This is a genomic window from Allokutzneria oryzae (assembly GCF_042429765.1).
Taxonomy (GTDB): Bacteria; Actinomycetota; Actinomycetes; order Mycobacteriales; family Pseudonocardiaceae; genus Allokutzneria; species Allokutzneria oryzae.
On sequence record NZ_JBHLZU010000026.1, the window covers coordinates 196,369 to 209,416 of the forward strand.

General features: G+C 70.0%; 11 protein-coding genes. All 11 read left to right on the forward strand.

Annotation, left to right across the window (positions count from 1 at the left end; translation table 11 throughout):
• Positions 1-122 precede the first annotated feature (122 nt).
• The 11 genes from ftsY (at position 123) to ACFFQA_RS29470 (ending at position 12,928) form a co-directional block, all read left to right on the forward strand.
• Entirely contained in the window at positions 123-1,487 is a 1,365-nt protein-coding gene (gene ftsY / locus ACFFQA_RS29420) for a signal recognition particle-docking protein FtsY (RefSeq protein ID WP_377859333.1), read from the forward strand.
• A 127-nt stretch (positions 1,488-1,614) separates the two neighbouring features.
• Positions 1,615-2,337: a D-Ala-D-Ala carboxypeptidase family metallohydrolase gene (locus tag ACFFQA_RS29425; protein ID WP_377859336.1), complete on the forward strand. Its 723-nt coding sequence runs from the start codon at positions 1,615-1,617 to the stop codon at positions 2,335-2,337.
• 60 nt (positions 2,338-2,397) lie between these two features.
• The gene (locus ACFFQA_RS29430; RefSeq protein ID WP_377859339.1) at positions 2,398-2,988 is read left to right on the forward strand and encodes a PadR family transcriptional regulator; all 591 of its coding nucleotides are present in this window, start codon (positions 2,398-2,400) and stop codon (positions 2,986-2,988) included.
• A gap of 274 nt (positions 2,989-3,262) precedes the next feature.
• Positions 3,263-4,603 carry an ammonium transporter gene (locus ACFFQA_RS29435; protein WP_377859342.1) on the forward strand — a complete coding sequence of 447 codons (1,341 nt, stop codon included), beginning with the start codon at positions 3,263-3,265 and terminating at the stop codon, positions 4,601-4,603.
• Positions 4,600-4,938: a P-II family nitrogen regulator gene (locus ACFFQA_RS29440; RefSeq protein WP_377859345.1), complete on the forward strand. Its 339-nt coding sequence runs from the start codon at positions 4,600-4,602 to the stop codon at positions 4,936-4,938. The genes ACFFQA_RS29435 and ACFFQA_RS29440 overlap by 4 nt, the downstream gene beginning before the upstream one ends.
• A 65-nt stretch (positions 4,939-5,003) precedes the next feature.
• Positions 5,004-7,388 carry a [protein-PII] uridylyltransferase gene (locus ACFFQA_RS29445; protein ID WP_377859347.1) on the forward strand — a complete coding sequence of 795 codons (2,385 nt, stop codon included), beginning with the start codon at positions 5,004-5,006 and terminating at the stop codon, positions 7,386-7,388.
• Between the two features lie 504 nt (positions 7,389-7,892).
• A complete protein-coding gene (locus tag ACFFQA_RS29450; protein WP_377859350.1) occupies positions 7,893-8,411 on the forward strand; it encodes an AAA family ATPase in 519 nt (172 codons plus the stop codon).
• Positions 8,412-8,485: 74 nt separating this feature from the next.
• Positions 8,486-10,018, forward strand: a complete 1,533-nt coding sequence (gene ffh / locus ACFFQA_RS29455; RefSeq protein ID WP_377859353.1) for a signal recognition particle protein — start codon at positions 8,486-8,488, stop codon at positions 10,016-10,018.
• 9 nt (positions 10,019-10,027) lie between these two features.
• Entirely contained in the window at positions 10,028-11,113 is a 1,086-nt protein-coding gene (locus ACFFQA_RS29460; protein WP_377859356.1) for an amidohydrolase family protein, read from the forward strand.
• Positions 11,114-11,175: 62 nt separating this feature from the next.
• Positions 11,176-12,060: a CPBP family intramembrane glutamic endopeptidase gene (locus tag ACFFQA_RS29465; protein WP_377859358.1), complete on the forward strand. Its 885-nt coding sequence runs from the start codon at positions 11,176-11,178 to the stop codon at positions 12,058-12,060.
• A 64-nt stretch (positions 12,061-12,124) separates the two neighbouring features.
• Complete coding sequence (locus ACFFQA_RS29470) at positions 12,125-12,928, forward strand: CPBP family intramembrane glutamic endopeptidase (RefSeq protein WP_377859361.1); 804 nt, start codon at positions 12,125-12,127, stop codon at positions 12,926-12,928.
• The last annotated feature ends 120 nt before the right edge of the window (positions 12,929-13,048 follow it).

The following is a 13,048-nucleotide window of genomic DNA, read 5'->3' on the forward strand; positions in this document are numbered from 1 at the left end:
CAAGATTTCACGGACAGAGGTCTAAACCATGGTGAATCTTTTCGCAAGCTCTTGGCTTGCTTTGAGGCCAGGTTGTGAGGCTCCCCAGCGTTCGGCGGACGGGGGAGTGCGAGGATAGCCACGTGTCCACTGAGCAGCTGATCTGGATTTCCGTCGCCGTAGTCGCCGTGCTGGTCGCCGCACTCGTCACCGGGTTGGTGCTGGCCAGGCGACGGCGGGTGAGCCTGACCCAGGACCGCCCTGCGGAGAAGCTGCCGAGCACCGGCAAGGACACGTACAAGACGGTCGGTGGCATCGGCTTCTCCTCCGGTGCCACCGACGAGAAGCCGAAGCACCCGGTCGCGGACCGCACCGAGACCGACGGCCAGCCCGGCGTTGGTGACGACGCGTCCGTGCCGAGGGACACCCCGCGCCGCGGCATCGTCGACGTCGAGCTCCCCGAGCAGCAGATCCCCGAGCAGCAGGCCCCCGAGCAGCGGGCCGCAGCGCCCGAGGTCGTCGAGGAGCCCCCTGCCCCGGCTCCCAGCCCGGAGCCGGAGCCCGCGCCGCCGGTGGTCGAGGAGATCGAGCCGACCTCCGGTCGGCTGGAGCGGCTGCGCGGGCGGCTGTCCCGGTCCCGCTCGACCCTGGGGCAGAGCCTGCTCGGCCTGCTCGGTGCCGGTGACCTCGACGAGGACTCCTGGACCGACATCGAGGACACGCTGCTCATGGCCGACCTCGGTTCGGCGACCGCGGCGGACGTCATCGAGCGGCTGCGCAAGGAGATCACCGCGCGGGGTGTGCGCACCTCCGACGAGGTGCGGAGCCTGCTGCGCGACGTGCTGGTCGACGCGCTGAACCCGGGCATGGACCGCTCGGTGCGCGCGCTGCCGCACGACGGCCGTCCCGCCGTGGTGCTCGTCGTCGGCGTGAACGGCACCGGCAAGACCACCACCACCGGCAAGCTCACCCGCGTCCTGGTCGCCGACGGCCGCCAGGTCCTGCTCGGCGCGGCGGACACCTTCCGCGCGGCCGCCGCGGAGCAGCTCGCGACCTGGGGTGAGCGCGCGGGCGCCGAGGTCGTTCGCGGCCCGGAGGGCGCCGACCCGGCCTCGGTCGCCTTCGACGCGGTCAAGCGCGGTGTCGAGGCCAAGGTGGACGCGGTCCTGGTCGACACCGCGGGCCGGCTGCACACCAAAGCCGGCCTGATGGACGAGCTCGGCAAGGTCAAGCGCGTGGTGTCCAAGCAGGCCGAGGTGGACGAGGTGCTGCTGGTCCTCGACGCCACCACCGGCCAGAACGGGCTCACCCAGGCGCGGGTGTTCTCCGACGTCGTCGACGTGACCGGTGTGGTGCTGACCAAGCTGGACGGCACGGCCAAGGGCGGCATCGTCTTCCAGGTGCAGCGCGAGCTCGGCGTGCCGGTGAAGCTGGTCGGCCTCGGCGAGGGCGCCGACGACCTCGCGCCGTTCGAGCCGGAGGCGTTCGTCGACGCGCTGCTGCGCTGATCGGCGCTTGCGGCTCGCTTGCGGTGCCGTGAATTTTTGACGAGATGCCTGGTTTGTCGTAAATCTTCTTGCCATGTTCGCCCCTGACGGGGCCGTCCACCCTGCGGCGGCTCCCCGAGGAGGGCACATGTCCAGAATGCTGATCAGAGTCCTGTCCGCACTGGTGATGACCTTGCTGGCGACCTCGCTCGTCCAGCCCGTCGCGCAGGCCTACACGTGGAACCGGGTGCTCAAGTCCGGCGACAGCGGGGCCGACGTGCGCGAGGTGCAGGTCCGCGTGGCCGGGTGGGCCGCGGACTCCGCGTCGCGCTCCGTGGTCAAGGTCGACGGCACCTTCGGGGCCAGCACCGAGGCGGCGGTCAAGCGGTTCCAGAAAGCCTACGGCCTCACCGTCAACGGCACGGTGGACTCGGCGACCCAGTCCAAGCTGAACTCGTTGCAGAAGTCCGACGGCTCGACGAAGCACTTCACGTTCTCGGAGTTCCACTCCAAGGACGGCAAGGGGTTCTCCGGCGGCAACGTCTCCGCGTCGGAGGTCAAGGAGAACGTGCGGCGGCTGATGTACAAGCTGGAGGCGATCAGGAAGAAGGCCGGTGACCGCGCGATCACGGTCAACTCCGGCTTCCGCAGCAAGAGCCACAACTCCTCGGTCGGCGGCGCGCGCAACAGCCAGCACACCTACGGCATCGCCGCGGACATCGTGATCAGTGGCCGCAGCGTCAGCCAGACCATCGGCTACGCGCAGACCTCGGGCTTCTCCGGGATCATCCGCTACTCCAGCTTCACCCACGTCGACAGCAGGGTGGAGTACCCCGCCTACGGCGCGGCCAGCTGGTACTGGGCTGTCTGACCTGGGCCTCCTCTAGCCTGTGCGTGCACACCCACGGGCTGGAGCGGGAGCAGGGAGACGATGTCGGCGACGCGGCTGCTTGTCCTCGGTGTGGTTCGCGCCTACGGGCGCGCACACGGGTACTTGGTGCGCAACGAGCTCGTCTCCTGGGGCGCCGAGGAGTGGGCCAACATCAAGTGGGGCTCGCTCTACCACGCGCTTCGCCAGTTGGACAAGGACGGACTGCTCGCCCACACCGACATCGAGGAGTGGCCGGGCAGGGTCGACTACTACCTCACCGAGCAGGGTGAGGCGGCGTTCCACGAGATGCTCCGCGAAGCGCTGCGGACACCGGAGCACCGCCCGGACCTGCTGGTCGCCGGGGTGGCGCTGCTACCGGCGCTCACCCGCGAGGACGCGATCTCGCTCCTTCTCCAACGCATCGACGCGTTGGAGAAGGAGCGCGAGGAGAAGGCCCGCTTCACCAGCCGTGCGGGCGGCGGAGAAGAGCCGGAGCACTTCCGCGAGCTGTCCGGCCTCTGGGTGCACGCGGCCGACCGCGGCGTGGAGTGGACGCGGGAGCTGGTCGAGCGCCTGCGCGAGGGCGCCTACGTGATGGCGGGAGAACCAGGCCACACCTTCGGCGCCGCAAAAACCTGGCAAACCCCCTAACCCCCCTAACTCCCTACCCCCTACCCCCCCGATCCCCTTCCCGCCATTCGCGGGCTTATGGACGTGTTCGGAGCTCCGGAAGAGTCCATAAGCCCGCGAATGGCGAGGTTGCCGCCGGGTTTCGCGGGGAGGGGAGGAGTGGGAGGTGGCGTGCAACGTGGTCGTAACAGGAGAGGGCTGACAGTTCACTCCGGGGAAACGTCGCGCGTCGCCGCGTGAAACACCGCCTTCCGATGCTGCTCATGCGAATGGGGCAGGCATGGAAGGACTACCTATGAACTCCGGCGACACCGCCTGGGTGTTGGTCAGCGCCGCGTTGGTGCTGCTGATGACACCAGGGCTCGCGTTCTTCTACGGCGGCATGGTGCGCGCGAAGAGCGTGCTGAACATGCTCATGATGAGCCTTGGCAGCATCGCCGTGGTCGGCGTGCTGTGGGTGCTCATCGGTTACTCCACCGTTTTCGGCACCGACGTCGGCGGCGGCCTCCTCGGCAAGCCGTTCGAGTTCTTCGGGCTGGAGGGGCTGCTCGGCGCCGACTCGGTGTTCGGGACGATCCCCACCACCGCGTTCGTGGCCTTCCAGGCGATGTTCGCCATCATCACCGTCGCGCTGATCTCCGGAGCCATCGCCGACCGCGCCCGGTTCGGCCCGTGGCTGCTCTTCGCCGCGGTGTGGGCGATCGTCGTGTACTTCCCGGTGGCGCACTGGGTGTTCGACTTCGACGGCAAGGACGCGGCGGGCAACGTCATCGACCCGGGTGGCTGGATCGCCAACACCCTCGGCGCACTCGACTTCGCCGGTGGCACCGCCGTGCACATCAACGCCGGAGCCGCCGCGCTCGCACTCGCGCTGGTCCTCGGCAAGCGCAAGGGCTGGCCGAAGGAGCCGATGAAGCCGCACAACCTGCCGCTGGTGGTCCTCGGCGCCGGTCTGCTGTGGTTCGGCTGGTTCGGGTTCAACGCCGGGTCCGCCGTCGCCGCCAACGGGACCGCCGGTGTCGCCTTCGTCAACACCCTGGTCGCCACCGCCGCCGCCACGCTGGGCTGGCTGGTCGTTGAGCGCATCCGCGACGGCCACGCCACCACCCTCGGCGCAGCCTCCGGCATCGTCGCGGGCCTGGTCGCGATCACCCCGGCCGCCAACTCCGTGACGCCGCTGGGCTCCATCGCCGTCGGCTTCATCGCCGCGGTCCTGTGCGCCCTCGCCGTCCCGCTGAAGTACAAGCTGGGCTACGACGACTCGCTCGACGTGGTCGGTGTGCACCTGGTCGGCGGTCTCGCCGGCACCCTGCTGATCGGCCTGTTCGCCTCGAAGTCCGCCCCCGCCGGGGTCGACGGGCTGTTCTACGGTGGCGGTTTCGAGCAGCTCGGCAAGCAGGCGGTCGGCGCGGGAGCGGTGCTGGCCTACTCCTTCGTGCTCAGCCTGCTGATCGGTCTGGCGATCAAGTACACCATCGGTTTCCGCGTCACCGCCGAGGCGGAGGTCGCCGGGATCGACGAGTCCGAGCACGCGGAGAGCGCCTACGAGCTGGTCTCCTTCGGCGGCAGGGGCTCCGGCCGGGCCGCCAGTGTGACCACCCAGTCCGCTCAGGCCCTTGAGGAGAGCAAGTCATGAAGCTGGTGACCGCCATCGTCAAGCCGTTCACCCTCGACGACGTGAAGACCGCGCTGGAGCAGCTGGGCGTGCTCGGCATGACCGTCAGCGAGGTCCAGGGCTACGGCAGGCAGAAGGGCCACACCGAGGTCTACCGCGGCGCGGAGTACGCCGTGGACTTCGTGCCCAAGGTCCGGGTCGAGGTCCTGGTCGACGACGAGGTCGCGGGCAAGGTCGTCGACGCCGTGGTCGAGGCCGCGCGCACCGGGAAGATCGGCGACGGCAAGGTCTGGGTGACCCCCGTCGAGACCCTGGTCCGCGTTCGCACCGGGGAACGCGGCAACGACGCTCTGTGAGAGGTCATCGCGGGCGCGCTCCTGCCGGGGCGCGCCCGCGCGGCGCGGTGGAGGGGTTCGGGGAGATGACGACCGTGAGCGGTGGAGCCGCGGCTGAGGACCTGGTTCGGGCGCGGGCGCTGTTGTTCACCCCGGCCCCGGGGCAGCGCAGGCTGGCGCCGGAGGAGCTGCGCACCGCGCTGGTCGACCTGCACGACTTCTGGCTGGCGGCGCACGCCGCATCGGCCGGGCTCGGCGGGGCGGGCGGCGGCACCGCGCTGGTCGCGGTCGGGGCGCTCGGCAGGCGGGAGCTCACCCCGCGCTCCGACCTCGACCTGATCATCATCCACAGTGGACGGTCCGACATCGGCGAGCTCGCCGACCGGATCTGGTACCCGCTGTGGGACTCCGGAATCGGCCTCGACCATTCGGTGCGCACCATCGCCGAGGCCAAGCGCGCCGCGGGCACGGACCTGCGGGTCGCACTGGGGCTGCTGGAGATCCGGCACATCGCAGGTGACCAGGAGCTCACCCAGCGGCTGTCCGCCACGGTCCGGCAGGCGTGGCGCTCCGGCATCCGGGGCAGGCTCGACGAGCTGGTCTCCTCGGCCGAGGAGCGCTGGCGACGATGCGGCGAGATCTCCCACCGCGTCGAGCCGGACCTCAAGCACGGCAAGGGCGGCCTACGCGACCTCCACCTGCTTGACGCGCTCGCGGCAGCCCAGGTCGTCGACCGCCCCGCAGCCGATGTCTCCGGCGCCCGCGCGCTACTGCTCGACGTGCGCACCGAGCTGCACCGCATCAGCTCACGCCCGCAGGACGTCCTACGCGCCCAGGACGGCGACGATGTCGCCTCGGCTCTGGGCATGGCGGACCGCTTCGAGCTGGCGCGAGCGGTGTCCAGTGCTGGCCGCACCGTCAGCTTCGCCCTGGAAGTCGCGCTGCGCGCGGCCCGCGCCGCATTGCCGAAGCGAGCTCTAGGCGTGCTTACGCCGTGGCAGCGCCGTCCCACGCGTAGGCCGCTGGACGAGGGCGTTGTGCTGCACGGGGGAGAGGTAGCTCTCGCTCGCGATGCCACACCCCACCGCGATCCCGCGCTGCTGCTGCGAGTAGCCGCAGCTGCGGCGCGCACCAACAGCCCGATCTCGGCGGGTACCCTCGCCAAGCTCGCGGACTCCGCACCGGAGCTACGCAAACCGTGGCCCCGTGACGCCCGTGAAGAACTGCTGTCGCTGCTGAGCTGTGGTCGCGGTCTTGTTGACGTAGTCGAGGCACTGGACCGCACGGGTCTATGGGGAAGGCTGATCCCAGAGTGGGGATCGGTCCGCGACCTGCCTCCGCGCGATGCGGCACACATGTGGACCGTCGACCGGCACCTGGTGCAGACAGTCGTGCACGCGGCCCGGCTCGCAACACGTGTGTCACGACCGGACTTGTTGCTGCTCGTTGCTTTGGTGCACGACCTGGGCAAGGGCATCACGATCGGTCGCCGAGACCCCGAGCACTCCGACCACTCCGTAGTCGGAGCGGCTTTGGCCACGCAGATCGCCGAACGAGTCGGTCTGTGGCCCAACGACGTCAAGCTCGTCTCCGACGCCGTGCGGCACCACTTGCTGCTGCCGCACACAGCGACGCGCCGAGACGTGGAGGACCCCGCGACCGTGCATCGCGTGGTCGAGACCCTCGACGGCAATGCGGTGTTGCTGGAGCTGCTGCACGCCTTGGCCGAAGCCGATTCACTCGCGACTGGCAACGGCGTGTGGACCGACTGGAAAGCGGCGCTCATCGCTGACCTCGTCGGTCGGTGCCGCGCGGCGATGGCGGGCGATCCGCTGCCGGAACCCGAACCGCTGCCAGAAGACCAGCGCGAACTCGCTGAGGCCGCTGTGCAGTCCGGTCGTCCGAAGGTGCTCGTTGTCGAAGAAGGCGCCACCGCGACGGTGACGGTGTTCGCGCCCGATCGTCCAGGACTGTTGTCCAGGGTCGCCGGAGTGCTCGCGCTGAACTCGCTCGAAGTGCACGCGGCAGTGCTGCACGGTCATGAGAACGCCGCCGTGGAGACCTTCACCGTCTCGCCGCGTTTCGGCACGCTTCCCGACTCGTCGTTGCTGCAGGAGCAGTTGCGTCGCGCACTCGACGGTTCACTGCCTTTGAAGGACCGGTTGGCGGCGAAGGAGCGGGACTACGGCGGGCCGCCGGAGGAAGTCGCGCCACCCAAGGTGCTGTGGTTCGACGACGAGGCGTCCGGGGCCGTAGTGCTCGAACTCCGCGCGACCGACCGCATTGGCCTGCTGCATCGCATCGCGGCCGCCCTGGAGTCCTGTGCGGTCAACGTGCGTTGGGCGCGAGTGTCCACATTGGGCGGAACTGTCATCGACGCGTTCTGTCTCGACGGCGACCTGGACGGGCTGCGAAGGCGTGGTCCGGTGCGGACGTCCGTCGAGCGCGCGGTGCTGGCCGCGGCCCGCTGAACTTTTTCCCGCAGCCGCGTCATGGCAGAGCGGGGCTGTCGTCGTGCATGGTGGAGAGACTGGTTGATCCAGGTATCTCTGCTGGGTCTGCTCGTGTCGGTTTGCGTAGCACTACGCAAACCTCAGCAAGGATCATCACGCTTTTGGAGCATCGGGGCCCAAAGGCAGGATCTTCCTTGTGACGCGGGTGGGGGCCGCGCGACGGGAACCGCTGACACGGGGGTGTGGCGGATCCAGCGCGGAGGTGGGGATCAGCGAGCGTCGCGACGCCCGTGGCGGGCGTGGTTCGGATTGAGGGGTCCGGACCGCTTCCCGCCACGGGCGTTTCCCTGTGCGGGTACATCCCGGGCCTGCGGGGGTTGCGTGAGGATGCTAGAAATCGGGCATTCATCACATCTTGCGCAAGTACGGAACGCCGCCGTGGCCGTCACGCGTTTCCACGTAGTGGACGGGCCTAGGACACACTTACCGCCCGCCGTCTTCACCGTCGGCGGACGAGACCTTGTGCTGCTCGCGGGACTTCCTGGCGCCGGCAAGTCCGAGCTGTTGCGCAGGGCGACGGTCCCGGCGCACGTGACCGTGCTGGACTCGGACCAGGTTCGCGCTCCCATGCGAGACGCGCTCGGCCCGGTGCCTTATCGGCTCTACAGACCAGTAGTCCACATCGCCCATCACGCGAGGTTGGTGTGGCACGCGATCACGGCACCGGGAGCGGTGATCGTGCACGAGCCTGCGACGCGCGTGTCCACTCGCGTGTGGATCGCGGCCTTACGCATCCTGACCCGCCGTCCTGGCGTCTTCGTCTGGCTGGACGTGACCGCGGTCGAAGCGCTCGCGGGACAGCACAGCCGAGGGCGCGTGCTGCCCGCGACGTCCTTCGCGAAGCACGTGCGCAGGGCGTCCGGGATCAGGAGAAGGCTGCGTGCCGGGTACACCTTTCCCGGCTGGCGGAAGGTCTGCGTGCTGCGTCGCCACGACATCAGCGACCGGGTCAGGGTGGAGTTCCAGCGTCCTTCCGCGTAGCGGTGGCGGCGACCCGGCTACCCTGAGACCCGATTGAGCCTGAGCAGACGACACCTGGCTGGAGCCCGAAACCCGTGTTCGACACCCTTTCCGACCGCCTCACAACGGTCCTGAAGAACCTGCGCGGCAAGGGGCGCCTCTCCGACGCCGACATCGACGCGACCTGCCGGGAGATCCGGATCGCGTTGCTGGAGGCCGACGTCGCGCTGCCCGTCGTGCGGCAGTTCATCGCCCAGGTCAAGGAGCGGGCCAAGGGCGCGGAGGTCTCCGAGGCCCTCAACCCGGCCCAGCAGGTCGTCAAGATCGTCAACGAGGAGCTCATCGGCATCCTCGGCGGCGAGACCCGGCGGCTCAACCTCGCCAAGACCCCGCCGACCGTGATCATGCTCGCTGGTCTGCAGGGTGCCGGTAAGACGACGCTGGCGGGCAAGCTCGCCAAGCACCTCGCGGGCCAGGGGCACACCCCGATGCTGGTCGCCTGCGACCTCCAGCGCCCCAACGCGGTCAACCAGCTCCAGGTCGTCGGCCAGCGCGCGGGCGTCGCGGTGTTCGCGCCCGAGCCGGGCAACGGCGTCGGCGACCCGGTCGAGGTCGCCCGCCGCGCGATCGAGGAGGCCCGCAGGGCCCAGCACGACCTGGTGCTGGTCGACACCGCCGGCCGCCTCGGCGTCGACGAGGAGCTGATGCGGCAGGCCGCCGACATCCGCGACGCGGTCCAGCCCGACGAGATCCTCTTCGTCGTCGACGCCATGATCGGTCAGGACGCCGTCACCACCGCGGAGGCGTTCCGCGACGGCGTCGGCTTCACCGGCGTGGTGCTGACCAAGCTCGACGGCGACGCCCGCGGTGGTGCCGCGCTGTCGGTCCGGCACGTCACCGGGCAGCCGATCCTGTTCGCCTCCAACGGCGAGAAGCTGGAGGACTTCGACGTCTTCCACCCGGACCGGATGGCCAGCCGGATCCTGGGCATGGGCGACGTGCTCACCCTCATCGAGCAGGCCGAGCAGGTCTTCGACGCCCGGCAGGCCGAGCAGACCGCGCAGAAGATCGGCTCCGGCGAGCTGACGCTGGAGGACTTCCTCGAACAGATGCTGGCCATCCGCAAGATGGGCCCGATCGCCAACCTGCTGGGCATGCTGCCGGGCGCGGGCCAGATGAAGGACGCGATGGCCCAGGTCGACGAGAGGCACCTGGACCGGTTGCAGGCGATCATCCGCGGCATGACCCCGGCGGAGCGGGCCGACCCGAAGATCATCAACGCCTCTCGGCGGCTGCGCATCGCCAACGGCTCCGGCGTGGCGGTCAGCGAGATCAACGACCTGGTCAACCGCTTCTTCGACGCCCGCAAGATGATGAAGCAGATGGCCGGCCGGTTCGGCCTGCCGGGCGCGGGCGGCGGCTCGAAGAAGCTCAAGGGCAAGAAGGGGAAGAAGGGCAAGAAGTTCGGGCCGAAGAACAACGACGCCGGCGGTCTGCCCGCCGGCATGCCCGACCTCTCGCGGATGCCCCCCGGGCTCAACCAGCTGCCGCCGGGGCTGGCCGGCCTCGACCAGCTGCCCGCCGGCTTCGACCCGTCGAAGCTGAACTTCGGCAAGAAGAAGAAATAGGGACCAGTCGTGCCAAGTCTGCACCTGCGCGGGGTCGTGCTGCCCCGTGAGGAGCACGGTGACGAGGTCCGCGATCTGTGGGTCGCGGACGGGCTGGTGTCGTTCGAGCCGGTCCGCGCCGCGGTGACGGTCGCGGACGGCTGCTGGATCGTGCCGGGGCTGGTCGACGCGCACTGCCACGTCGGCATCGGCCCCGGCGGACCGGTTGACCTGCCCGAGGCCGCGGCCCAGGCCGAGATCGACCGCGACGCGGGCACCTTGCTGATCAGGGACTGCGGCTCGCCGATCGACACCCGGCCGCTCCAGGAGCGCGAGGACCTGCCGCGGATCATCCGCGCGGGCCGCCACATCGCCCGCCCCAAGCGCTACATCCCCTACCTCGGCGTGGACGTCGAGGACCCGGCCGACCTGCCCGCGGCCGTCGCGGAGCAGGCGGCCTACGGCGACGGCTGGGTCAAGCTCGTCGGCGACTGGATCGACAGGGGAGTCGGTGACCTCGCCCCGCTGTGGCCGGAGGACGCGCTCACCGAGGCGATCAAGGTCGCGCACGGGGCGGGCGCGCGCGTGACCGCGCACGTGTTCTCGGAGGACGCGGTTCCCGGCCTGGTCAACGCGGGGATCGACTGCATCGAGCACGGCACCGGGCTGAGCCGTGAGGTGATCGACGTGATGGCCGCGCGGGGCACCGCGCTGGTCCCCACACTGATCAACATCGAGAACTTCCCCGACATCGCCGACAAGGCGGGCAAGTATCCCCAGTACGCGGGACACATGCGCCGGCTCTACGCCGGGTCGCGGCAGACCGTCGCGCAGGCGATCGAGGCCGGGGTGCCGGTCTACGCGGGCACCGACGCGGGCGGCGGCATCAAGCACGGCCGCATCGCCGACGAGATCGCCGCGCTGCACTCGGCCGGGATGACCGCCGAACAGGCCATCGGGGCGGCGAGCTGGGCCGCCCGCTCGTGGCTCGGCATGGCGTCGATCGTCCACGGCGCCCCCGCGGACCTGGTGGTCTACGACCAGGACCCGCGGGCGAACCTGGCCGCGTTGCGCACACCGTCACTGGTCGTGCTGCGCGGTCGTCCAATGCGGTGACCCGCAGGCGACAGGGCACCGACTAGCGTCTTGGGGATGGACGTGCGGGGTAAGGAGGGCGTGTGGAGAACCAGCGGCCGGACAACGGCGGTGCCGATGACTCCGTCACTCCTCCCATGGGCGTTCCCCAGCCCCCGGCGGAGCAGCCGTCGTGGGCCGCCTACGGAACGCCGATGCGCGGCGTCCAGGACGGCAGGGACGCCAAGCTGCACACGAGGTTCTGGGAGGCCGAGCAGCTCGCTGCCGCGCGCGGCAGCCTGCACTGGGGCTTCCTCGCGTTCTTCATCGGCTTCGGCGGGTTCTACCTGCTGTCGCTGCTGATCAGCCTGGTGATGGCCGGGCGGCTCAGCGCGTTCGACCCGGCGGACCCGCCGAAGCTCGGGCCGTTGCTGCTGCTGGCCTTCGTGCCGAACCTCCTGCTCGGTCTCGGTCCCCTGGTGCTGTCGTGGACGCGGGGCAGGGGACCGGTCTCGGATTTCGGCATCAAGCCGACATTGCGGGACCTCAAGGTCGGTGTGCTGTGCGGCCTGGCGGCGCTGGTGCCCGCGTGGCTCATCGCATTCATCCTCATCCGCACCAGCCGGGACGGGGGACCGCAGGGGCCGATCGGCGGGCTGCCGGTGTTCTCCGAGGGCCAGACCGTCTGGCTCGCGCTGTTCGCGTTCTTCATCGCCGTCGGTGCCCCGATCACCGAGGAACTGCTGGTCAGGGGCGCGCTGTGGGGTGCGCTCGAACATTTTCGGGTGCCGAGGTATGCCATTCTGATCCTCACCACGATGATGTTCGCGTTCATCCACCAGGAGCCGGACCGAATGCCGCTGCTGTTCGCGGCCGGGCTGCTCCTGGGCACCGCACGCATGATCACCGGACGGATCGGCGCCAGCATCGTGGCGCACGCCGTCTACAACCTGTTGCCCGCGATAGTGCTGTTCTTCGCGGCTGGTTGACGTTCCCCGCCGCACCAGGCGGCGCTCGCCCGCAGGCAGGTAGCACCGACGCTCGGAGGCACCCGTGAACGCACCGCAGGAGTCCAGCGGTGGTGGTGTGCGCTCCTGGGCGGCCTACCTCCGCGCGCTCGGCAGCAGCCCCGCGCCGACCCACGGCCCGGACACGCCGGTCAAGGCGCACCGGTGGGGGTTCGGCGCCTTCATGGTCGCGCAGCTGGCGTTCCTGCTGGTCTCGGTGTTCCTCGCGGCGATGTTCCGCCCGGAGAACGGTGAGCCGCTCTCGCACGCGGGGCTGCTGATCACGCTCTCGGTGCCGATCGTCATCGCCGCCGGGGTCGCCGTGGCCTGCACCTGGCTGCGCGGCAACGGGCCACTGGTCGACCTGCGCGTGGAGTGGCGCTGGTCGGACGTGGTGCTCGGGCTGACCATCGGGGTGATCAGCCTGGTGCCGACGCTGGTCGCCTCGTCGCTGTGGACGAAGTGGATGGGCAAGGACGAGGCCAGCTCCGCCGTCGGCAACGTGCTCGACGGCGTCCACCTGTCGCCGACCGTGGCGGTGCTGGTGTTCCTGCACCTGTGGCTGGTGGCGCCGGTCTGTGAGGAAATCCTCTACCGCGGGCTGGTCTGGGGCGCCGCCGAGCGCCTCGGGTGGAGCCGCTGGGCCGCGTTCGCGGTCAGCACCTCGATCTTCGCGGTCGCCCACCTCGAACCGGCCCGCACGCCGTTGCTGCTGGTCATCGCGATCCCGATCGGCCTGGCCCGGTTGATCACCGGGCGGCTGCTTGCCAGCATCGTCGCCCACCAGGTGAACAACCTGCTGCCCGCGCTCGGCCTGCTGCTGACGGTGCTCGGCGTGATGCCGGCCTAGGGTGAGTCCCCGGGCTGTGTTCGCGACGCCGGGCCGGTCTGGCACAATGGCTGGCTGTCCGCCCTGTCCGGCCCCTCTCGCCGTGCACGGGCGCCTAGACATCTGGACGTTCTGGCCCGC